The organism is Nocardiopsis alborubida, assembly GCF_012396365.1.
Taxonomy (GTDB): Bacteria; Actinomycetota; Actinomycetes; order Streptosporangiales; family Streptosporangiaceae; genus Nocardiopsis; species Nocardiopsis alborubida.
Map to the genome: position 1 here is coordinate 1 of NZ_JAAXPG010000041.1, position 21,487 is coordinate 21,487.

Annotated in this window: 17 protein-coding genes and 1 pseudogene; 7 read left to right on the forward strand and 11 right to left on the reverse strand. The window is 72.7% G+C overall.

Annotated features, from left to right (window positions below; translation table 11 throughout):
- Positions 1-127 (forward strand): annotated as a pseudogene (locus HGB44_RS28825) (IS481 family transposase); the annotation flags it as partial.
- Here the strand turns inward: HGB44_RS28825 and HGB44_RS28830 are convergent.
- The 3 genes from HGB44_RS28830 to HGB44_RS28840 form a co-directional block, all read right to left on the reverse strand.
- Positions 124-1,023 (reverse strand): 2-hydroxy-3-oxopropionate reductase, encoded by a 900-nt coding sequence (locus tag HGB44_RS28830; RefSeq protein WP_325097005.1) that lies wholly within the window; start codon positions 1,021-1,023, stop codon positions 124-126. The pseudogene HGB44_RS28825 and the gene HGB44_RS28830 sit on opposite strands and share 4 nt — an antisense overlap.
- A gap of 86 nt (positions 1,024-1,109) precedes the next feature.
- On the reverse strand, positions 1,110-1,940 hold the full coding sequence (locus HGB44_RS28835) for a hydroxypyruvate isomerase family protein (RefSeq protein WP_082768554.1): 831 nt from the start codon (positions 1,938-1,940) through the stop codon (positions 1,110-1,112).
- A gap of 107 nt (positions 1,941-2,047) precedes the next feature.
- Positions 2,048-2,809 carry a FadR/GntR family transcriptional regulator gene (locus HGB44_RS28840; RefSeq protein ID WP_061082648.1) on the reverse strand — a complete coding sequence of 254 codons (762 nt, stop codon included), beginning with the start codon at positions 2,807-2,809 and terminating at the stop codon, positions 2,048-2,050.
- Between the two features lie 80 nt (positions 2,810-2,889).
- Here HGB44_RS28840 and HGB44_RS28845 point away from each other — a divergent pair, with 80 nt between their 5' ends.
- Entirely contained in the window at positions 2,890-3,846 is a 957-nt protein-coding gene (locus HGB44_RS28845; protein ID WP_061082647.1) for a D-2-hydroxyacid dehydrogenase, read from the forward strand.
- A gap of 67 nt (positions 3,847-3,913) precedes the next feature.
- Here HGB44_RS28845 and HGB44_RS28850 read toward each other — a convergent pair whose 3' ends face one another.
- The 5 genes from HGB44_RS28850 to HGB44_RS28870 form a co-directional block, all read right to left on the reverse strand.
- On the reverse strand, positions 3,914-4,183 hold the full coding sequence (locus tag HGB44_RS28850) for a hypothetical protein (protein WP_061082646.1): 270 nt from the start codon (positions 4,181-4,183) through the stop codon (positions 3,914-3,916).
- 111 nt (positions 4,184-4,294) lie between these two features.
- Positions 4,295-4,984, reverse strand: a complete 690-nt coding sequence (locus tag HGB44_RS28855; protein WP_061082645.1) for a hypothetical protein — start codon at positions 4,982-4,984, stop codon at positions 4,295-4,297.
- Positions 4,985-5,674: 690 nt separating this feature from the next.
- On the reverse strand, positions 5,675-6,553 hold the full coding sequence (locus HGB44_RS32890) for a Clp protease N-terminal domain-containing protein (RefSeq protein WP_061082644.1): 879 nt from the start codon (positions 6,551-6,553) through the stop codon (positions 5,675-5,677).
- 65 nt (positions 6,554-6,618) lie between these two features.
- On the reverse strand, positions 6,619-7,485 hold the full coding sequence (locus HGB44_RS28865) for an effector-associated domain EAD1-containing protein (RefSeq protein WP_061082643.1): 867 nt from the start codon (positions 7,483-7,485) through the stop codon (positions 6,619-6,621).
- A gap of 13 nt (positions 7,486-7,498) precedes the next feature.
- Positions 7,499-8,095 carry a hypothetical protein gene (locus HGB44_RS28870; protein ID WP_061082642.1) on the reverse strand — a complete coding sequence of 199 codons (597 nt, stop codon included), beginning with the start codon at positions 8,093-8,095 and terminating at the stop codon, positions 7,499-7,501.
- Positions 8,096-8,721: 626 nt separating this feature from the next.
- On the opposite strand from HGB44_RS28870, the gene HGB44_RS32585 reads away from it, so the two are divergent.
- Positions 8,722-11,952 (forward strand): MalT transcriptional regulator family protein, encoded by a 3,231-nt coding sequence (locus HGB44_RS32585; protein ID WP_061082641.1) that lies wholly within the window; start codon positions 8,722-8,724, stop codon positions 11,950-11,952.
- Between the two features lie 86 nt (positions 11,953-12,038).
- Here HGB44_RS32585 and HGB44_RS28880 read toward each other — a convergent pair whose 3' ends face one another.
- Together HGB44_RS28880 and HGB44_RS28885 are read right to left on the reverse strand one after the other, a co-directional pair.
- Positions 12,039-12,692, reverse strand: coding sequence for a DUF6518 family protein (locus tag HGB44_RS28880; protein WP_061082640.1), 654 nt, complete (start codon positions 12,690-12,692; stop codon positions 12,039-12,041).
- Positions 12,693-12,897: 205 nt separating this feature from the next.
- Positions 12,898-13,635 carry an SDR family oxidoreductase gene (locus HGB44_RS28885; protein ID WP_061082639.1) on the reverse strand — a complete coding sequence of 246 codons (738 nt, stop codon included), beginning with the start codon at positions 13,633-13,635 and terminating at the stop codon, positions 12,898-12,900.
- 113 nt (positions 13,636-13,748) lie between these two features.
- Between HGB44_RS28885 and HGB44_RS28890 the strand changes: the two genes are divergently transcribed.
- Positions 13,749-14,510 carry a TetR/AcrR family transcriptional regulator gene (locus HGB44_RS28890; protein ID WP_061082638.1) on the forward strand — a complete coding sequence of 254 codons (762 nt, stop codon included), beginning with the start codon at positions 13,749-13,751 and terminating at the stop codon, positions 14,508-14,510.
- 421 nt (positions 14,511-14,931) lie between these two features.
- Entirely contained in the window at positions 14,932-16,308 is a 1,377-nt protein-coding gene (locus HGB44_RS28895) for a choice-of-anchor A family protein (RefSeq protein ID WP_061082637.1), read from the forward strand.
- A 160-nt stretch (positions 16,309-16,468) separates the two neighbouring features.
- Here the strand turns inward: HGB44_RS28895 and HGB44_RS28900 are convergent, their stop codons facing one another.
- A complete protein-coding gene (locus tag HGB44_RS28900; RefSeq protein WP_061082636.1) occupies positions 16,469-17,653 on the reverse strand; it encodes a hypothetical protein in 1,185 nt (394 codons plus the stop codon).
- Between the two features lie 519 nt (positions 17,654-18,172).
- On the opposite strand from HGB44_RS28900, the gene HGB44_RS28905 reads away from it, so the two are divergent.
- Positions 18,173-20,200 (forward strand): acyltransferase family protein, encoded by a 2,028-nt coding sequence (locus HGB44_RS28905; RefSeq protein WP_061082635.1) that lies wholly within the window; start codon positions 18,173-18,175, stop codon positions 20,198-20,200.
- Between the two features lie 89 nt (positions 20,201-20,289).
- The gene (locus tag HGB44_RS28910; RefSeq protein WP_061082634.1) at positions 20,290-21,309 is read left to right on the forward strand and encodes a hypothetical protein; all 1,020 of its coding nucleotides are present in this window, start codon (positions 20,290-20,292) and stop codon (positions 21,307-21,309) included.
- The last annotated feature ends 178 nt before the right edge of the window (positions 21,310-21,487 follow it).

Here is a 21,487-nt window from a genome sequence, read left to right on the forward strand (position 1 = left end):
CAGCGAAGCACAAAGGCGGGAGGCGTTCGCGGGGTGGTTGCATCACTACAATCATCACCGGTTCCACACCGCGATCGGTGGCCCTCCCGCCTCCCGCGTCACCAACCTCTCAGGTCAGTACACCTAGCCCTCCGCGCCTCCGTCACGCCCCGACAGCTGCTCCACCTGCAGCAACAGCGCGGAATGGTCGAGGGACCCGTGGCCCTGGGCGCGCAGCGATCCCATCAGGGTCGCCGTGAGCGCTCCCAGAGGAAGGGCCACCCCCGCCTCGCGCGCCGCGGCCGTCACGATCCCGAGGTCCTTGTGGTGCAGGTCCACCCTGAACCCCGGGTCGAACTCGCGCGCGAGCATCGACGCGGCCTTGCGGTCGAGCACCGTGCTGCCCGCCAGCCCCCCGGAGAGCACACGCACCGCGCTGTCGCGGTCCACGCCGTGGGCCTGGAGGAAGACCAGCGCCTCGGAGACGAGTTCGATCGTCCCGGCGACGATCAGCTGGTTGGCGGCCTTGACGGTCTGTCCGGCTCCGGCCGGGCCGACGTGGACCACCGTCGCGCCGAGCGCGTTCAGCACGGGCCGCGCGAGGGCGAAGGCCTCCGCCTCGCCGCCGACCATGATCGAGAGCTTCGCCTCGACCGCCCCCTGCTCGCCCCCGCTCACGGGCGCGTCCAGGACCGCGATCCCCCCGGACTCCCCCGCCCGGGCCACGGCACGGGCGGTGTCGGGGCGGATCGTGCTCATGTCGATGAGCAGCGCACCTCGGCGCATGTGCTCCAGGGCGCCGCCCTCGCCCAGGACCACGGACTCCACGTCCGGGGAGTCGGGCAGCATCGTGATGACGGCGTCGGCCCCGCGCGCCGCCTCGGCCACAGAGGACGCGGCGCGGCCTCCCGCGCTCACCAGTGGTTCCGTCTTCGCGGCGGTGCGGTTGTACCCCACCACGTCGAATCCGGCACGGACGAGGTTGACCGCCATGGGGGCGCCCATGACGCCGAGACCGATGAACGCGATCGTTCGCACACTCACTGCGGACTCCTTCTGGTCGATTCGTTGTCGCTCCGGCGGGTCGGACTCCCCGCCGGGGTGTCGTGCGGGTCGGACCGGCTGCCGGTTCACGCCGCCGGTGCGCCGGGAAGGCCCGGCAGGTCCGACGAGCGCGTCCAGCCGAAGGGGTCCGGCCCGTCGCCCGTGTGCTCCAGGGCGGTCCAACCGGCGTATCCGCCCCCGGCCAGCTCCGTCACCCAGTCGCGCAACGGGAGTTCGCCCGTCCCGGGGGCACCCCGGCCGGGGGCGTCCGCCACCTGGACGTGGCGGACGCGCTCCCGGTGACGGGCGAGTGCGGCCGGGACGTCGTCGCCGTTGGCGGCCAGGTGGTACACGTCGAACAGGAGGCCGAGATTGTCCGCCCCCGTCTCGCGCTCGACCCGCTCGATCACCCGCACGGCGTCGTCCGCCGTGCGCAGCGGGTAGGCCGGGGTGCCGCTGACCGGCTCGACCAGCACCGTGCCGCCGATCCGGGCCAGTTCGCCCGCGACCTCCCCCAGGGCGCGCACGGCCGCGGCGTCCTGCCCGGCGTCGGACACGTCCGCGCGGCGGTTGCCGTACAGGGCGTTGAAGGACCGGCAGCCGAGCGCCTCCCCGATGCGGCGCACCACCGCGGTGTTGGCCCGCAGCTCCTCGGCCCGGTCCGGCCAGGAAACCACGCCCCTGTCACCGCCCGGCATGTCGCCGGCGAAGAGGTTGAGCCCGACCAGACGCAGGCCCGAGGCGCGGACCGTGTCGACGAAGGACTCGATCTCGGCCTCGGCGGGTACGGGCTCCGCGAACGGCCACCAGAACTCCACCGCCTCGAACCCGGCCTCCCGGACCGCGGCCAGCCTCTGCTCGGGCGGGCGGTCCTTCATCATGATCGAGCAGTTCACGGCGTAGCGGGGTGTGACCACGGTTCTCTCCTTCACCACGGTGCGAGAATCGGCCGGACCCGTGGTGATTGGTCCGACCACCTGACCGATGGCGAAGCTAAGCGGGTACCGCGTTCCGTGTCAACAGGTCAGTGTCCGGGCGGACCCGTCTCGTCTCGCGGGGAGCCCAGCTCCGTCAGCAGTCCCGTCTCGATCTCGCTCATGTGGACGGCCATCAGCTGCCGCGCCCGGCGGTGGTCGCGCCGCTCGATGGCGCCGAAGACCTGCCGGTGGTGTTCGAGGTAGTGCTCCGCCTGGTCCTCCCGGCTGCGGGAGCGGCCCTTCAGCTCGCTCCACATGGGCTCGCGCATGAGGTCGACCAGGGTCCGTTCCAGGGCGAAGAGCACGCTGTTGTGGGAGGCCGCCGCCACCGCCAGGTGGAAGTCGGCGTCCACCGCCGAGGGGTCCGCGCCCTCCCGGACCACGCGCTCCTGCTTGAGGACCAGCTCTTGGAGTACTCGCAGGTCGTTGGAGGTCCTCGCGGTCGCTGCGTGCTCGGCGCACACGGGTTCGAGGGAGGCCCTGGCGACGATCAGGTCGAGCGGGCTGTGCTCTCCGGCGACCGCGGCGCGGACCCGGAGGGCGTTCTCCTCCGACCCTCCGTCACCGACCACGTAGGTCCCGCTGCCCACGCGCACGTCGAGCACTCCCGCGTGCTCCAGGACGCGGATCGCCTCGCGGACCGAACCGCGGCCGACCTCGAACCTCTCGGCCAGCACGCGTTCGGCGGGCAACGGCGACCCCGGCGGGAAGGCCCCCGAACGCACCCCGGCGAGGATCTGGTCGACCACCGAGGAGTAGACCTTGGCGTGCTCGACGGCGCGCAGGACGGGGCGGCCCTCCTGTGGCATCCGGCACACACCTTCCCTATACTCACCTGACCGGTCGGACCAATATGAGCCACAAATTACCAGAGCGTACGAAGGACGTGATGTTCGTGCCCGAGCACGGACGAGTACTCGTGAGCGGACGCCTCGACCCCGACGAGAGGGAGCGCATCCGCGCGGCCGCGGCGGGCTCCCCCGTGGAGTTCGTGGACGGGCTCGGCGACCGCGCCGACCTCCTGGGATCGGCGACCGTCGTCGCCGGGACCCTCAGCGGCGAGCAGCTGGCCCTGGCCTCCTCCCTGCGCTGGGTGCACAGCTGGGCGGCGGGGGTGAACACCGATCTCGCGGCCGGGCTGGACGAGCACCCAGCGGTCCTCACCTCCTCGGCGGGCAACGGCGCGGTCCCGCTGGCCGAGCACGCCATGATGCTCATGCTGATGCTGAACAGGAACGCCCCCCGGTGGGCGAGAGCTCAGTCCGAGCACCGTTGGGAGCGCTTCCAGCACGGTGAGCTCAACGGCCTCACCTGCGGGATCATCGGCCTCGGCAACTGTGGCCTCGACCTGGCGGCCAAGGCCCGAGCCTTCCACATGCGGGTGGTGGGGGTACGGCGCCGGACCGACCGCCCCTCCCTCGGTGTCGACGCCGTCCACGCTCCCGAGGACCTGCACCGGATGCTGGCCGAGTCCGACTTCGTGGTGGTCACGGCGCCGGACACGCCCGCCACCGAACACCTCGTCGGCGAGGCCGAACTCAGGGCCATGAAGGACTCGGCGTACGTCGTCGTGGTCTCACGCGGCGGGATCGTGGAGGACCGGGCGCTGCTGAGGGCACTCACCGAGGGATGGATCGCCGGGGCCGGGCTCGACGCCCACGGTGAGGAACCGCTGCCGGAGAACAGCCCCTTCTGGGACCTGCCCAACGTCATCGTCACCCCGCACAACGGGGCGACGACCGCCGCGACCCGGCGCCGCGGGGTGGACGTCTTCGTCGAGAACCTGGAGCGCCACGCCCAGGGCCGACCGCTGGTGAACGTCGTCGACAAGTCCGCCGGCTACTGACCAGCGCGGCACACCCGCCTCGGTTTCCCGGCCCTTGGCTCTCCGGAGCCCGGGCGTCGCGGGGCGGTCACTCCTGCTCGGAACCGCGGTCCGGCGGTGCTTCCCCGGAGATCCGGATCCGGCTCGCGAGCCGGTAGTCCACGTGGATGTCCGTGTAGACCACTCCGGAGCGGACGCCGTGGGGAAGCCCCGAGCGTTCGCTGCCGGAGGTGCCCTCGTGGTCCGGCTTCCCCCAGGTCCGGGACCTGACCTCCGGCACCTCGCCGAAGGTCAGTTCGTCCGCGGACACGGAGGCGCTGATCTCCACGTCGTAGCCGGGTCCGTCCCTGTCGTCCATGGCCTCCCGCCCCCGCTTCCCCTCCGGTGCGCTCCGGGCCGCCGGGCACGGCAACCCGGGTTCCCTGCTCCTCGACCGCCCGCCTCTCAGCCGTGTCACTTCTCAGCCGTGTCACTTCTCAGAGGTGTCGTCGGAGCCCTCCACGACGTCCGCGACATCCCCGACGTCCTCCACGGCCTTCCCAGCTCCCCCGCCCACACCCTGCGCGGCCTTCCCGGCACCTCGGCCCACGCCTTCCACGGCGTTTCCGGCACCTCGGCCGACGCCTTCCACCGCGTTCCCCGCGCCCCGGCCCACGCCTTCCACCGCGTTCCCCGCGCCCCGGCCCAGGGCTCCCGCGGCCTGCCCCGCACCGCCCGCCACCTGGTCGAGCGAGGACTCCACCCCCCGGGTCACGTGCTCCAGGATCTGCGGGTTGGCGTCGATGGTCTGCAGGACCCGCGTGATGATGTCCCGGACGTTGTCGAGCTGGACCTTGAGCAGGGCCTGGGCCTCGACCCCCTTGAGGGTGAGGCTGACGCGGCCGAGTTCGACGTCCGCCCCCACCTTGAGCTTGAGCAGGTCCAACACCTCGGCCTGGAGGGAGACGGAGGCCCGCAGGTTCTCGACCTCCAGCTGGATCTCGTCGACCTTCACCACCGGAACGTCGAGGAGCACGTCCGGGTCCTCGGCCCCGGAGGCACGTCCGGGGCGCTCGGTCCCGGGGACGCGGCCGGTGTGCTCACCCTCCGGCTCGGGGGCCTGGGGCGCAGGGGCCTTGGGCGGGGCCGCCGACCGCTTCGCCCGCGCCGGCCCCGCCACGGCCTCCTGTTCGGTCGGCGCGACGTCCCTCGGGGCGCTCCGGCCACTGCCCTTGGTGGTCCGGCCCGCACTTCCTCCGCTGTCCTGAGTACTCCGTTTCACCTTCTGCGCACCCTTCTGAACGGTTCGGCCACGCGCCGGGGTCCCCGCTTCCCGGCGACGGGCCCGTGCCGTCGGCCGCGTCCTGGAGATCTCGACCGCCTGCCCGATTCATTGCCGTTTGAGAGCTATGCGTGCATGTTCGCCCCATGTACCCCCGGCCATCACGCCGAAACGGTTCTCCCTGCTCAGAGCGCCTCCGAGCTACCCCACGCGGGCAGCCATCCCTCCCCGCCGACGACCCCGGTCACGGTCCGGATACGACCGCGTCCCCGTCACCGAAGCGAAGGCCGTCACCGCACCCCCGCGCAGGTGGTACCGGTCCCAGAGCGGACCGGCCACCGGACTCGTACTCTTCGTCGGTCCGGACACGGCGTTTCAGGGGCTCCGGGGCTCCCGAGCCTGCTGTCGGAGAACGGCGGCCCGTGGGTCGTGGCGCTCGCCTTCCCCGACAGAGGGAGGGTCGCCTCCGCGCAGGTACCGCTCGAACTCCCCGACCGGTCCCACCGGCCCGAAGAAACCCGCACCGAGCCGACGGCAGGCCGGAGTCCGAGTTCCACGGCAGCACGGCACACGGGGTGTGCGGCCCCCTCAAGAGGTGGGGAGGTCGGTTCGCACCACCCCGTGTTCCTCGGCCAGGGCTCGGAACACGGGGTGGTGCGGGTACGTGCGGACGACCGCCGCGAGGAGTTGGTGGAACCCGGCCCGGATGATCCCGTGCTGCAGGTCGAGCAGGATGGCGTCCCACGCGTCCAGGGGTGAGGAACCCTCGAAGCTCGGCAGACGCGCGAGGGGGTAGTCGGTTCCCCGAAGGACTCTCTCCACCACCCGGCGAACGGGGAACACGACGGCGAGGGCCTCGTGCAGCCGGTCCCGTTCCGCGGCCGACAGGGTGATGTCCCGCTGCGGGTTGACCTCGGCCTCAGGAGCTGCCCCCGGGGAGGACACCGGAAGCTCCGCGCGCTCGGTACCGCCCGCTCCGTCACCGGCTCCCTCGGAAGGGTCCGGGTCCCGGTACCCCCGTTCGCTCCCGGGCTCCTCCGCCAGGGCCTCATCCATCCGCTGAAACACCAGGTCCACCGAGATCCCGAGGTTGAGAAGCACCTGAACGGCCACACTCTCCCCCTCACGGAGGACACCGAGGAACAGGTGCTCGGGACCGATGTAGTCATGGCCGAGGCGGAGGGATTCGCGAAGTGCGCGTTCAAGACTCTTTTTGGCACGCGGGGTGAAGGGGATGTGCCCCGTGGGACGCCGCTGCCCGCGACCGATGACCTTGGCCACCTCGGCCAGACCCCGGCCGTAGTCGACCCCCAGACCCCGCAGCACGACCGCCGCGACGCTCTCACCCTCCTGGAGGAGGCCGAGCAGCAGGTGCTCCGTCCCGATGTAGTGGTGGCAGAGTTCCCGGGCCTCCTCCTGGGCCAGGACGACCACACGCTTCGCCCGGTCGGCGAACCTCTCGAACATCTCTCGTCGCTCCTGGCTCTCAGAGGGGGACAGTGTGACGCGGTGCGATCGTGCCGCCGTACCGATCAGCCCAGTTCTCTTCGCATCACCAGCAGACCGTCCGTGACCGGGGCACAGGACGCGTCGGTGAGCCGGACATGGTGCGAGGCGACCTCGGCGGCCAGTCCCAGGTCGTCGTCCCGGGCGAACTGGTGGTACAGGTGCTCGCTGAAGGCGACCGCGCAGGGCTCGTCCAGCCGCCCCTTGTGGGCCACCACCACCTCGGCCGCCGCGGTGAGGTGGGGAGCGAGGTGTTCTCCGTCGCACGAGCCCAGGACCAGACCGTGCAGCCCTGCCCCCGACGCGTCCCGGTAGTGGACCAGGGCCCTGGCGATGTCGCGTGCGGGCACGTGCTGCGCCTCGCCGTGGAGGTCCTCGAACACCAGGTTGTCGCCTTCGCCGTGGCACGCCAGATGGAGTACGCGGGGTCTGAACTCCAGCACCCGTCGCAGGTCGGTCGACCGGGCTGCCAGTACCAGCTCGATCTCGGCGCCGGTGGGCCGAAGGGCGTCCACGGCCGCCCGCGCGTCCCTCTCCACGCCGCAGCGCTCCGTTCCCCGCGGGTTGGCGCTCATGACCAGGACCCGAAACGGGCGCCCCTCCCCGGGAACGGGGGGTTCGGCGCGGGAGGGTTCCGCGTAGCCCGCGAGGAAGACGGGGTTGTGCGGATAGCGCCGCAGGGCCGCTTCCAGCACACGGCGGCGCCCGTCCTCCATGGTGCCGGAAGAGAGCTCCACCGCCACCTGTTCCCAGAAGTCGCCGGCGGTGTCGGCGGATGCGGGAACGGAGGCCGAGGGGAATCCGGCCTCCCGCAGAACGAGGCGCGCGCGTTGCCCCGGGGGAAAGAGCCGGATGAACTGATCGATCTCCTCAGGTGTCAGTTGTGCGTCCACCGCGGTCCTCCTCTCACAGGACGGCGGTGAGCGTCAACGGCTTGGGCAGGGCGCTCTTGTACCGACGCAGCAGGTTCCCCCGCGTGCTGGCCCGGACAGTGACCGTGACCCCGGTGGGCGCGGTCCGGTCGGAACGCACGACGAGGACGAGCCGGTGCGACCCGTCCAGGGACATCGTCCGTGTACGGGTGAACTCCCACCCCGGGTCCTCCCGCAGCTCCCGTACCCCCAGGAGGAAGGGAACGGCCCGCGTACGGGAGGTGCTCGCCTCATAGCCTCCGACCGTCATCTCGACATCCTGGAACTTGAGTTCGGGCCCCAGGCTGAACGTCCGCTCCGTCTGGCTCACGTCGCTGACCCGGAGCGGGGACATCGACCAGGCCACCGGGGCCCGGACCTTCGAGGGGGAGGACAGACGCAGCTCCACAGAGGACGTGTACAGACGGGGCAGGCCGGGAGCGCTCCTGAAGGAGACCGACAGGTGCACCAGGTGGTAGGCGCTGTGCTCGGCCTCCCGCTCCACGAACGCCCGCAGGTCGGGGGCCTCTGCGACGTAGTCGGGGGTGACCGGCACGGAGATCGGTCCGCCGAGGAAGACCCGTCCGGTCAAAGGGGTGCTCTCGGATGAAGGCGGCGCCTCCGACGAGGGGTCCGAAGGACGTCCGGCGGACCGTGACGAAGGTCTGCGGCCATCCGATCCGCGGAATCCGTCCTCTGACACGAATACCAGGGGCGACTCGGCGATGTCCGGAGGGACGAACTGCAACATGGGCCTCCTTGGGGGGAAACCTGAGAGGAGAAGTACCCGGCAGAGCCCACGATAGCCGTGTTTCACGCCTCGGTGAGGTTCATCGGTGTCCGGGAACCGCGGCTCACCGCGGTCAGCGACGGCCGCGCGGACACCCGCGTCCTCTTCATCCCGTGGCCGCCGTTCCGTACCCTCACCTCGCCCCCGGGACCTTCGCCCGTGCGGTGACACGTGGACGGCTTGTCCGAACGGTCGGAGCTCCCGCGCCCGAACACGCGCACCCGGACGCGACGGCGACAGGTGCACTCCGCATGGCGGGGCGGCAACGAATGGGTGAACGCAGACGGGGGACGCCCGCAGCCGTCTGGACACCGGGCTCCCGACGCCGCGAGGATCGGTCTCCCACCGGGCGGCAGGATCCGCGGGCCCGGCGCACACGGAGATTCGACGTCTTCCGGCCGACGTCTTCCGGGAAGGGCAGGGACAGCGTGGACGAGGGTTCCCGCAAGGAGGTCGTCGCAGCACCCCCGCGCAGGCGGCGCCCCATCCAGAGCGGGCTGGCCACGGGCCTGGTGATCTTCGTCGGGCTGGGCACGGCGCTCCAGGGGCTCCCGGACCTCATACCGGAGAACGGCGGCCTGCTGGTCGTGGTGCTCGCCCTCCTGGGCATGGGGGTGACCGCCTCCGCGCAGGCGCTGCTCGACCGCCTCGACCAGTCCCAGCGGACCGAGGAGAAACCCGCGCTGCGCCGACGGCTGCCTCCTCCCGTCGACCACTTCACCGGCCACACCGCCCTCATGGCGGAACTGCTGGAGGAGTTCGCCCGCTTCCCCCGCCGGGGCGCGCGCCGCCTGGTCGGCCGCCCCGCGTGGAGGGCCGGGGGGCGCGACTCCCGGGGCCCGCTGGCCATCGCGATCACCGGCGAGGGCGGCACCGGCAAGAGCCAGCTCGCCGCCCAGATCGTCGACAGGGTGGCCGACCGCTTCCCCGACGGCAAGCTGGAGTTCGAGCTCTACGGCAGCGCGGCGCACGAGGCCTCCGCCGAGGCGCGTCCCTCCGCACTCGGCCGGTCCGCTCCGGGGCACCGCTCCCGCAAGGGCGGATCCGAGGGCTCCGACCCGATCGCCCCGGCGCGCCGCGAGCCCCGTCGGCCCGAGGAGGTCCTCATCCAGATGATCACCGAGATCGGGGGCCGTCCGCCCGACGGGGCCTCCCCGGAGGAGCTGGGCGTGCTGTGGAGGACCGCGACCGAGCAGCGCAGACTGCTCGTCGTCCTCGACAACGCCAAGGACTACGCCCAGGTGGAGCCTCTGCTGCCCGGCGGCAGGGGGTGCGCGGTCCTGGTCACCAGCCGCAACGACTTCCCCGACGCGGCACAGCCCATGCTGCGCAGGCATCTGGACCCCCTTCCGCACGCGGAGGGCATGGAACTGCTCGACAGGCTGGTGCGCGACTCGCCCCGCCCCCTGTCGGAGGCCGACCGCGCCGCGCTGCCCGGCCTGGTCTCCGCGTGCCACGGGTTCCCGCTGGCGATCTGCCTGGTGAGCACGCAGGTCACCCAGGAACGGGGGCCGGGCGCCGCCGACCTGATGCGCCACATGAGCGACCCCGCCCTGCGGCTGACCGTGCCCGGGCCGCAGGCCATCGCCCAGTCGCTCGCGTTCAGCCTCCAGCAGTGCGAACCGCGGGAGCGGCTGCTGCTGAGCCGCCTGGCCGGGGCCGGTCTGACCACCTTCACCGCGTGGTCGGCCGCCGCCCTGCTGGACGTCTCCGAGGACGAGGCCAAGCCGCTGCTGCTGCGGATGAGCCACCGGTACCTGGTGACGTACCTGTACGAGGCGGGCGGATTCGACCGGTTCCAGCTGCACGACCACGTCCGCGAGACCCTGCTGACGGCGGGGCCCCGGGTCCTGGGCGTGCCGGAGGAGGAGCTGCCCGACTGGTCGCGGGAGGAGCTGCGGCTCGCGGTCGAACGGCTGCTGCGCGCCTTCGACCGGATCGCGGAGGCGGCCGCGCGCCGGGCCGCGCCGCACGAGTGGAGCTTCGGCGCGTCCCTGCCCGGCGGCGAGGGCTCGGAACGCGGCGAGGGGGGACCGGCCCGGGTCGGGCCGAGGGGTCCGGCCGACCCCATGGCGTGGCTGGAGACCGAGCTGCGGGGCTTCGAGGTCTGCTTCCACTGGACGCAGCCCCGCGGAACCGCCGAGGACGACCCGCCGCGCGGACGGGCCACCGAGCGGGAGCGACAGCGCGAGCGGGCCATCGGGTACGGGTGGCGGCTGCGCCGGGCCTTCGCCGTGCTGTGCCGGACGGGGCGCACACAGTGGGAGGCGGTGCGTGAGGCCACCCAGCAGGCGACCGCTCTGGCCCTGGAGATGGGCGAGCCGCTCGCCTACGGGGTCGCGCTGCTCGACCGGGCGGAGGTGGCCAGCGGCCACGGGGACCACGACACCGGCTACGAGCGCGCCCTGACCGCGCTCTACATCCTGGAGCAGCTGGGGTCGGCCGCCGATCCGCGTTGGAGGGCGCGGGCGCACCGGGCGATCGGGGTGAACCTGTACCGCCGGGGCGACCTGGACGACGGCCGGGCCGAGATCGAGGAGGCCGTGCGGATCTTCTCCGAGCACGGGGACCGCTGGTGGCAGGTGCGCGCCCTGTGCAACCTGGCCGAGGTGGACCGCTTCCAGGGCTACCAGGAGCGGGCCTACGAGGCGCTCACCCGCGCGCAGGACCTGCTCGTGGGTTCCCAGGACTCCCAGGAGCAGTGGGCCAGGGTCCGGTTGCAGAAGGGCGAGGTGCTGCGGCTGCGCGGGTTCACGCTCAACGCCTGGTTCCTGCTGGAGGACGAGCGGGAACGGCTCTCCCGGGCGCCGAACGGGGACTGGTACCACGCCCGCTACCTGCGTTCGCTGGGCCGGTTGTCGACCAACGAGCTCAACCGGGAGGCCTGGGAGTGCGAGCTGCTGCTCAGTCCCGCGCGGGAGCGCGACCGCCGCCGACTGACCGCACGCGACCCGGGTTGGCCGGACAGGCAGCGGGCCCGGGTGGCCGGGCTGTTCGCCGACGGGGGCCTGGAGTACGCCGAACGCTGCGCCGAGGTGCGGCCCGCGCGCGGTCTGCTGCGCCGGCGGGAGAGGCTGCGCGACACCTGGCAGGTGGCGGACCAGATCGCCCGGCTGCGGGACGCGGAGCGGGCCTTCGTCGAGATCGGTGACGACTGGGGCCGGTGGCGCACGTGCCTGGTCCTGGGACAGGCCCGGATGGCCGCGGACCGGGAGCGGGGCAAGGAGGAGATGCTGCGGGCCGCCGAGGGCTTCCGGGAACTGGGTGACAAGTGGTGGCACGCCCGCGCGCACCGCATGGCGGCGGAGTCACTGCAACAGGCCGAACGGCTGCCCGAGGCCGAGGAGATGGCCAGGGTCGCGGTGGACGGCTACCGGGGCCTCCAGCACCGTTCGGGACAGTTGCGGGCGATGAAGCTGCTGGCCGGGATCATGACCCGCCGCGATCTCCTGGAGGCCTGGCGCACGCTCAACGAGGCCGAGGGGCTCGCGGAACAGGGCGTCCGGCTCGGGACGGTGCCGGCGTCGCTGCTCCGGGAGATCCGGGACATGCTGCGCGTCATCGAGCACGGTTCGGACTCGGCTCCCGGCACCGACCCGGTGCGCCAGCCCGGGGGGCCGGCCGCAAGCGCGGGGACGCGGACCGCGCGACCGGGGTGAGGTCCGGGCTCCTCCACCGGCCTCCCCCGGGGGCACGGGCCCGCCTGGACGTGGGAAGCGCGGGGCGGCTTGGGGGGCGCGGGGCGTCAGCCGGCGAACCACAGGATGAGGTCGCCGGAGTAGACCACGACGAAGGCCGTAGCCACCACGGCCGTGGTCCCCGCGGCGAGCACGAGGGAGCGCGAGCGCGGGACGGGGAGCCGCCGTGCCGCGGCCCACACGAGGAACGCCGCGCCCGCGGCGATGGAGCAGGACCAGTAGACGGGGGACGTGGTGTCCGCGATGTAGAGGAGACCGTACGCGCCCTCACCGACGAGCACGCCGCTCATGGCGCCCACCGCCAGCGGGGCGAGACGGGTCCGTGTGCGCAGCGCGTTACCGCCCCAGCCGAGGACCGGCCCCACCAGGACGGCTGCGGTCAGCCAGAAGGCCGTCGACCCCGCCATGACGGCGAATCCGCGCAGGACGGAGGCGATGTCGTAGCCGAGGACCATCGCCGCCAGCGACAGGGCGCCCGCGATCGCGGAGACCCACGGGCGCGGGGAGAGCATGCCGACCAGGAAGGCGATCAGGCTCCAGGTCCCGGACGAGTTCGCTATCGAGGCCAGGCCGTGGGGAAGCAGTCCCTGTCCGTAGGAGGTCAGGAGACCCGCGAGGAGACCCGCGCCGACGGCAGCGGCCAGAGGGGTCAGCGGGGCGGTGGGAGACGCGGGTGCGGGCTTCTCCGTGTCTGTGGCCATGTCTCTTCCGTTCCTTCGTCGCGGACCCGCCACGGGCAGGGTGGCCTGTTCTCACCCGGGTTAACGCGGTGCGCCGCTGCGCTGGTTCGTCACGAGGCACGCGGTTCACCGCGAAGCGCCCGGGGCCGGGGGCTCCCCGACAGGCAGCGCTCCCGGCCCCGCTCCCCCGGAGGCCTCCCGGCGGTCTCCGGACGCCTCGTTCGGCTCAGACCATGCCGCCGTTGGCGTAGAGGGTCTGGCCGTTGATCCAGCGGCCGGGCCCGGCGAGGAGGGAGACCACCTCGGCGATGTCCTCGGGCGAGCCGAGGCGCCCGAAGGGGTTCATCCCGGCCAGCCGCTTCACCTGCTCCTCGCTCTTGTCCTCCAGGAACAGGTCCGTGGCGGTGGGCCCGGGAGCGACGGCGTTCACCGTGACGTCCCTGCCCCGCAGTTCCTTGGCCAGCACGAGGCTGATCGCGTCCACGGCGCCCTTGGACGCGGCGTAGCCCGCGTAGGTCGGCAGGGCGAGCTTCCCGGCAGAGGTGGAGAGGTTGATGATCGCCCCGCCCGGGCGGACCCGCCTGGCCGCCTGCTGGTTGACCACGAAGGTGCCGCGGATGTTGGTCCGGTGCATGCGGTCGAGGTCGGCCAGGTCGAAGTCGGCCACGGTGTCCAGGACCATGATCCCGGCGGAGTTGACGACGACGTCCACGCCGCCGAACCGCTCCTCGACCGCGTCGAAGGCCGCGCGCACGGCGTCCTCGTCGGCGACGTCGGCCCGGAGCGCGACGGCGCTGCCGCCCGCGTCGGCGACCGCGGCGACGGCGGCCTCCGCCGCGGTGGTGTTGCCCGCGTACACGATCGCGACGTCCTGGCCGTCGGCGGCGAGGCGTTCGGCCATCGCCCGGCCGATACCCCGCGACCCGCCGGTCACCAGCGCCACACGCCGTTCGGTGCTGCCCATGCTCGTCCTCCCGTCGGGGCGGCCTCCCGCCCACGCTCTGATATCAGCGATAACAATAATGCTTGATCGACGATAACACAACGCCGATATCAAGATCCCGTTATCATCGATACATGGCTTCTCGCAGCGACAACCGGCAGAAGGTCATCCAGGCCGCCGCAGACCTTCTCAGGAACCACGGGCGTACCGCGGTCACCACGCGAGCCGTCAGCACCGCGGCCGAGGTGCAGCCCCCGACGATCTACCGCCTGTTCGGTGACATGAACGGCCTGCTCGACGCCGTGGCGGCGGACGGCTTCACCCGCTACCTGGCGCGCAAGACAGCCCAGACCGCCTCGTCCGACCCGGTGGAGGACCTGCGCAACGGCTGGAACCTGCACGTCGGGTTCGGTGTGGAGAACCCGGCCCACTACCTGCTGATGTACGGCGACCCCGTACCGGGCAGGAGCGGCGAGACCACGCGGGAGGCCCGACGCGTACTGCTCACGCTGGTGCACCGGATCGCGGAGGCCGGTCGGCTCGTCGTCGGTGTCGAACAGGCGGCGGACATGGTGCACGCGGCGGGCATGGGCGTCACCCTCAGCCTGATCAGGGCGGACCCCGACCGGCGCGACCTGTCGCTGTCCGCCAGGACGCGCGAGGCGGTCATCGCGGCGATCACGTCCGCCCCCGACGCCGGCGACGGTCCCGACGGAGGCGTCGCAGCCGGACCCGGATCCGGGCCCGGCGGGGACCGCGAACCCGCACGGCGGGCGATCGCCCTGCGCTCGGTCCTCGACCGGTCGGAAGCGGAGTTCAGCGACGGCGAGCGCATCCTGCTGGGCGAGCTCCTCACACGCCTGGCCGACACGGACCCGAGAGCCCACGGCCTCTGACCAGCGGGTTCTGACAGCGGCCCTGGGCACCGGCCGACGTCCCCGGCCATCGTCCGGCGGCCGCGAACCCCGACCGGTCGGCCGCGTAGGCGGACCGCGGCCCCCGGACCGGCGACACCACCGCGCAGGACACGAAAGCGGAACAACGACGACCGGCGTGGCAACCGGAAGCGCGTGTCGTGCGTGGAAGATGGGGACCCCGAGCGGCGAGGGCAAGGGAGCGCTCCCAGAACCGTCCGTGGTCGCGGGGCGCACTCCCGACGCCCGCCTGGAAGCAGAAGGTACAACCGGATTCCGCAGCCAGGGCGACCGGACGTCACCCCCCGCCCGGCACACTCCCGGAGGGACCCTCCCCTTCTCCTTCCCCCGCTCGTTCACCCCTTCCCCGCCAGCACAAAGACTCCGGAACGGAACATCCGAGATGCCGAGAAGCCCCCAGACCCCCTCACTGCTCCTGAGAGGGGCCTGCGCCTCCGCCTCCGCCCTCCTGGCCTTCGGGCTGCTGCCCGCCGCCCCCGCACTGGCGGAGACCGCCGTCAACCCCGTGTCCGGCAACCAGGGCTTCCTCGTGGTCACCGAAGGTGACGCGGTCCTCGCGGGCAACGAGTCCGAGGGGGCCGTCGCGGTCGGCGGCGACCTCGTCTTCGGCGACTACAACGTCGCCGCCCACACGCCCGGCTCCTACACCGCCGAGGGGGACGAGCGCCCCGCCGCCCTCCTGGTGAACGGCCGGGTGGACTTCGGTACCAGCGAGGGCGACCTCAAGGTGCTCCAGAACGGGTACGTCAAGGTCGACGACGCCGCGGACGCCGACATCAGCACGACGGACCACAACGGCGCCCAGGTCAACACCGTGGTCGCCGGTCCCGAGGGCCGCGAGAGCACACCGAGGATCTCTCTCACCGTCCGCCAGCCGCAGGAGTCCGTCACCGGCGCGGCCCTCGACGTCGCGAGCCTGTTCCCCGCCTACCGCGAGCGCTCGGCCGGGCTCGCCGCGTGCGAGGGCGGGGTGACCCCGCTGCGGACGGGCGACGGCTCCGAGGCCCTGCCGCCCTTCGACCAGGGCGCCAACGTCACCCTCCCGCTGGCCCGGGGCGCCCAGAACGTGTGGAACGTCGCCGCCGAGGACCTGGCCGCCCTGGAGGTCATCACCTTCGAGGACAGGCCCGGACCGGACGCGCCGCTCCTCGTCAACGTCGACACCTCGGGCGTGGACGGACGGTTCGAGTGGCGTACCCCCAACATGGCCGGGATCGGGCTGGAGGAGGCCCGGTACGTCCTGTTCAACTTCGGGGACGCCACCGCCGTCACCTTCACCCCCGACAGCCGGACCCTTGAGGGCACCGTCTTCGCTCCCGACGCGAAGGTGAGCTGGCTGTCGCCGAGCAACATCGAGGGCAACGTCATCGCCGCCTCCTTCGAGCACGGCTCCCTGTCCGCGGGCGTCGTCGGCAACGGTGAACTGCACAACGGTGACTTCTCCGCGGAGCTGACCCCGTGCGGGCCCGGCGGGAGCGAGACCCCCGAGGAACCGGGAGAGCCCGAGCCGACCCCGGGCGGCGAGGAGCCCGAGGCCCCCGAGGAGGAGCAGCCGGGTGAGGGTCCCGTCACGGAGGAGACGCCCGGTGAGGAGCCCTCCGCGTCCCCGTCACCCGAGCAGGCAGCCGGATCGGACGGCGGTCTGGCCGTGACCGGCACGAGTCTGTGGGGGCTGGTCGGCGCGGCCGTGGTGGCGATCGGGGCCGGTGTGGCCGCCTTCGTGTTCACCCGGCGAAGGAAGACCGGACCCTCCGTCTGAGAGGGGTCCGCGTAAGCGGCGGCACGGAACGCTCGCTGATCCGGTGACCGGCAAGCGACCGGTCACCGGGCGGCGGCGGCAGGATCCTCGGCGACGGCTGGCACCGGCTGCCAGAGTCCCGCACGGGGGCTTCGACCCAGGTGGTCGGGGCCCCCGGCGCTCACCGGGGCTCTTCGGTGTCCGTCCGTGTCGTCCCCGTACCCCGCGCCTCCCGCGCGTCCGGCTCGGGGTACTCCTCGCGGATGCGCAGCGCCAGTTCGGTGAAGCCGCCGCGTTCCAGAACGATCACCTGTTCATGGACGAACTTCGCGCGCTCCTCGACGTCCTCGAAGGAGTCGACCAGCCCGCGCAGGATGGCCACCTGCACGTCGCGCTCGGCCGACTCGGGGCCTTCGCCCTCGGCTGGCCACCAGTAGCTCTCGTACCCCTCTCCGTCGACGTCGCTGCCCGGGCCCGGGAGCGGGTCGGGTCCGTCGTCCTCACCGAGGTCGGGCGCGTCGTCCAGCGGCTCGTCGAACGGGCCGAGACCGCCGAACGCGTCGAGGCCGCCCTCCACGGCTGACTGCGGGGCGACGTTCGGGCGCGGGGAGGGGGAAGCGGTCAGGTGCGGGGGAAGCGCCCGGGCGGGCGACTGGTCCTCCAGCTGCTCCTCGGCGTCGCGGACGGCCTCGCGCAGCTCGCGGTCCTTGCGGAGACCGGCCATGCGGCGCAGCCGCTCGGCGTCCTCCTCCGGCAGGCGCAGGCTCACCTCCTCCGCCCACACCACGACCCCGGCTCCGGTGACCGCCGTCTCCGTCGCGAGCCGGGCGGCCAGCTCACACTCGGCCGTCCCGTGGTCGCCGGGCTCGACGCCGCGGGCCAGCTCGGAGGCGCGGGTGACCACCGCCAGGACGGCGGGGGCGACCGGGTTGCGCAGGCTCAGGTCCACGTGGCCCTCCCACCGCCAGTGCACCACGGCGCAGAACACCAGGTCGTAGTCCTCCGCGGCGCTGGGCAGCGCGACCGGGCGGATCCGGGTGCCGCGCGCGCCGCCGCGTTCGCCGAAGGCGCGGAGCGTCCCGTCCCGTCCGTCGTGGGCCTGCCCGTCGTGGGCCTGCCCGGGGGAGGCGTCCGCGGTCGCGTCGTCGGCCGTCGGAGCCCTCACGGCGGCCGCGACGTCCCCGAGGTTCGGAGCGAGGGCGCCCAGGACCAGCACGGCCGGAATCCACAGCAGGGTCCACAGACCGATCAGGGGGTACAGGACACAGGGCACGACGACCACCACGGTGGCTGCCGCCACGAGGTGCGCGCGGGTCAGGGGGGTGACGGGGGTGACGGTGTGCCTCCTCTCGCGGCGCGGTCGCACCGGCCGGACCCGCTCTGGCGAACGGGGCTCCGCGGCGCGGTCCCGGGCGAACCGGCGCGGTCCCTTCCGGCGACATCCGACAGTCTGCCCCAGATCCGGAGCGGACGCGTCACGAACGGTTCCACACACCCCGCGACCACGTCACACCCGTCGGACGGGCCTCATGCCTCGGGCCCCGAACCGCACATTCCCACGCTCCCCACACATCCCGTGGGCCTCGCCCTTCCGCGTCCCCTCCGGCACGACTCCACACCTCCGAGAACCACGCCCCGAGCACCACCGAGAACTACCGTCCCGCCGGCCCCCGGAGAACCACCGCCACGCCAACGGTTCCCGAGCCTGCCAGGCGAACACCCGACCAAGGGAACGTGTCCCCCGCACCCCTGTTGGACGAACACCTGCCGCCGTGTCGGCTCCGGGGTCGCCTCGGGTCTCCGAAACGGCACAGAATGCGATCATCCCCCGCGACTCACCCCCCGGACCCGCCCTCGTCGCCGAGCCCGCTCTCGGAGCCAGCCCATGTTCTCAGCACCCGCCCGGACCGGACGCCGCTTCCGGCCCGAGGTCCAGGGCCTGCGCGCCGTCGCCGTCCTCCTGGTCCTCGTCTACCACCTCAACCCCGCCCTGCTACCGGGCGGTTACGTCGGCGTCGACGCGTTCTTCGTGATCTCCGGCTTCCTCATCACGTCACTGCTGTACCGCGAGGCCACCGAACACGGCAAGGTGTCGATCGGCGGCTTCTACGTGCGCCGCATCCGGCGCCTCCTGCCCGCCGCGACGACGGTACTCCTGGTCACCGGCGCGGTCGCGCTCTTCCTCCTGCCCGTCACCCGTCTGGTCGACACCGCCTGGCAGCTGGTGGCCTCGGCCGCCTACGTGGAGAACCTCTACCTGGCCCAGCAGGCGGTGGACTACCTGGCGGCGGACGACCCGCCCAGCCCCGTCCAGCACTTCTGGTCGCTGTCGGTGGAGGAGCAGTTCTACCTGGTGTGGCCGCTCCTGTTCGTGGTGTGGGCGCTGGCCCGGCGCCGCTGGCGGGCCAGCGCAGGGACCCTCATCGTCCTGTTGGGCGCGGTGCTGGTGCTGTCCCTGGTCTGCTCGGTGCTGTTGACCTCGCAGGAGGCGGCCTCGGCGTACTTCCTGCCGACGACCCGTGCCTGGGAGCTGGCCGTCGGCGGCCTGCTCGCGGTCGGGTTGGCGCACGGCAGCCTGCCCGAGCGCTGGCGCGCGCCCCTGGGCTGGCTCGGCCTGGCCGCCATCATCGGTTCCGCGGTGGCCTACGACGACGCCACCCCCTTCCCCGGCTGGGCGGCGATCCTGCCGGCCCTGGGCAGCGCGGCGGTGATCGCGGCCGAGGACTCCCCCGCGAGGCTGTCGGCGTCCCGGCTGCTGAGCACCGCGCCCGCCCGCTGGATCGGTGACGTGTCGTACTCGCTGTACCTGTGGCACTGGCCGCTGATCGTCTTCGCGCTGGTGCTGCTCGGACAGGAGAGCCTCGGTGCGGTGGAGGCCCTGGCGGTCGCGGCCCTGTCCGTTCTGCTGGCGTGGGCGACCAAGGTGTGGGTGGAGGACCCGGTGCGCGACCGGGGCCTGGTCCGCCGCGGCCGCTCCGCCCTGGCCGTGGCCACCGCGGGCGTGGTGACGGTGGCCGCCGTGAGCGGCGCGGTGTACGTCCGGGCCGACCAGGAGCGGTCGGTGACCTTCGACCCAGCGGTGCACACCGGTCCCGCCGCCCTCGGCCAGACCACTGACGTGGGGCCGCTCTACCCCTCCCCCGTCAACGCGGAGGACGACGTGCCCACGCTGTACGACGACGACTGCCAGGCCTCGCACTCCGAAACCGACCCCTCCGACCCGTGCGTGTACGGTCCCGAGGACGCCACCCGGGACGTGGCGGTGCTCGGGGACTCGCACAGCGCCCAGTGGGTCACCGCTCTCGAGGGGATGGCCGAGGAGCGGGGCTGGCGGCTGCACCTCTACACCAAGTCCTCGTGCGCTTTCACGGACACGGTGATGAAGGGCCCCGACGGCGGCCCGTACACGGCGTGCGGTGACTGGAACCGCGCGGTGGTCAACGAGCTGGAGGAGCTGCGGCCGGACCTGGTGTTCACCAGCTCCTCCACCGCCAGCGACCCGGCCGAGGAGACCACCCCGGAGGAGGACCTGGCCGTGGTGGCCGAGGGCATGGGCCGCCTGTGGGAGGAGGTGGCGCAGGTCAGCGGCGAGGTCGTCGCACTGCGCGACACCCCGCGTGCCCGCCGGGACGTGGTGGAGTGCGTGGCGGCCAACCTCGACGACCCCTCAGCGTGCGAGCGGTCCGAGGAGGACGCGCTCCAGGACGCCGACCCGCAGGAGATCGCGGCCCGGGAGTCCGGGGGCGAGGTCCACTGGGTCGACCTCACCGACCGGTTCTGCGTCGACGGCGGGTGCCCCGCGGTGATCGGCAACGTGATGGTCTACCGCGACTCCGGGCACATCACCAGCACCTACATCGACCTGCTCACCGATGACCTGGCCGCGCGGATGGACGAGGCGCTGGGGGCCTGACGGGGGAGGCCGGGGGAAGGGGGTTAGGCTCGTCGCACCGGGCTTCCCACTCCCCCGGCCCGGACGACTCCTCCCCCCCTGGAGCCCCAGTGGACATCCCCCTCCGACTGTTCACCGCCGCCCTCCCCGCCCTGCTCTCGGGCGCCCTCGTCCTTGCGATGGCGGGGTGCGCCGACGGTGCGTCCGGTGCCGAGCCCTCTCCCTCTTCCTCTCCCCCGTCCTCTCCCGAAGGCGGCGAGGGGAACAGTGGTTCGGAGGAGACCGCGGCCTTCGTCCGCCCGGAGGACCCCTACGCGGGCATGGACGCCGGGTTGAGCGAGCGCCTGCACCTGCCGGTGTACGACTACCGGCTCGACGAGTACGAGGGGTACGTCGTGCGCAGGGCCGAGGACACGCTGACCGTGGAGTGCCTGGTGGACCTCGGATACGAGGCCGAGGTCAACTCCGCGATGGAGATGGACCCCCTGACCATGCGCGCCTTCGGCCCCCACAACGAGTACCGCAGGTACGGGAACACGCGCGCCGACATCGCCGAGGAGCACGGTTTCTCCCTCCCCCTCGACGACGTCGCCGACCCCTACCTCCTCGGGGGCGACGCGGACCTGCGCGAGCAGGCGCGGAGCGCGGTCCTCAGCACCGGAGAGGGCCTCAGCACCCCTTCGGGTGACACCGTGCCCGAGGGAGGGTGCGTGGGCCGGGCCCGTCAGCGGATCGACCCCGACGGCGCACCGGCGCACGGGACCGACGGGAACGGCGACGGCCCTGACACCCCGGACTCCCACCTCCTGGTGGAGGAACTTCTGGGCGAGTCCTACCTCGTCGCCGTGGAGGGCCCCGCCGTCGCCGAGGCCACCGTGGCCTGGGAGGCGTGCATGGCCGGTGCCGTGGACGGGTTCCACGGAACACCGCTCTCCGGTGAGGGTTCGGACCCCGAGGCAGCGGTTCCCGCGCTGGAGTGCGCGGACTCCTCCGGCTATCTGGACGCCTTCGTCGCCGCCGAGCGCGCCGCCTTGGAGGGCCTGGTCGCCGAGCACGAGGAGGCCCTCACGGCGCGCCGCGACCAGTTGCGGGAGAACCTGGAGACCTCGCTGGACATCCTCGGCTGGTAGTGGTTCGTCCGGAACGGAGGACACGGGAACCCCGCGAGGGCGGAATCCGGAAAACACGAGACCCCGGGGAGCACGGCGAATCGCGAAGCGGTGCATGATATCCCGTAATGACACCTTTTCCCGCACACAACACCCCTTTTCCATGACACGAGAAAAGGGGTGCATTTCTTTATGAATG

Excerpts from the sequence above, each read along its gene's own strand:
- HGB44_RS28840 (WP_061082648.1), bottom strand. The coding sequence starts at position 2,809 with ATGCCACAGGAGGGCCGCCCCGTCCTGCGCGCCGTCGAGCACGCCAAG.
- HGB44_RS28845 (WP_061082647.1), top strand. The coding sequence starts at position 2,890 with ATGTTCGTGCCCGAGCACGGACGAGTACTCGTGAGCGGACGCCTCGAC.
- HGB44_RS28850 (WP_061082646.1), bottom strand. The coding sequence starts at position 4,183 with ATGGACGACAGGGACGGACCCGGCTACGACGTGGAGATCAGCGCCTCC.
- HGB44_RS32890 (WP_061082644.1), bottom strand. The coding sequence starts at position 6,553 with ATGTTCGAGAGGTTCGCCGACCGGGCGAAGCGTGTGGTCGTCCTGGCC.
- HGB44_RS28880 (WP_061082640.1), bottom strand. The coding sequence starts at position 12,692 with ATGGCCACAGACACGGAGAAGCCCGCACCCGCGTCTCCCACCGCCCCG.
- HGB44_RS28885 (WP_061082639.1), bottom strand. The coding sequence starts at position 13,635 with ATGGGCAGCACCGAACGGCGTGTGGCGCTGGTGACCGGCGGGTCGCGG.
- HGB44_RS28890 (WP_061082638.1), top strand. The coding sequence starts at position 13,749 with ATGGCTTCTCGCAGCGACAACCGGCAGAAGGTCATCCAGGCCGCCGCA.
- HGB44_RS28895 (WP_061082637.1), top strand. The coding sequence starts at position 14,932 with ATGCCGAGAAGCCCCCAGACCCCCTCACTGCTCCTGAGAGGGGCCTGC.
- HGB44_RS28905 (WP_061082635.1), top strand. The coding sequence starts at position 18,173 with ATGTTCTCAGCACCCGCCCGGACCGGACGCCGCTTCCGGCCCGAGGTC.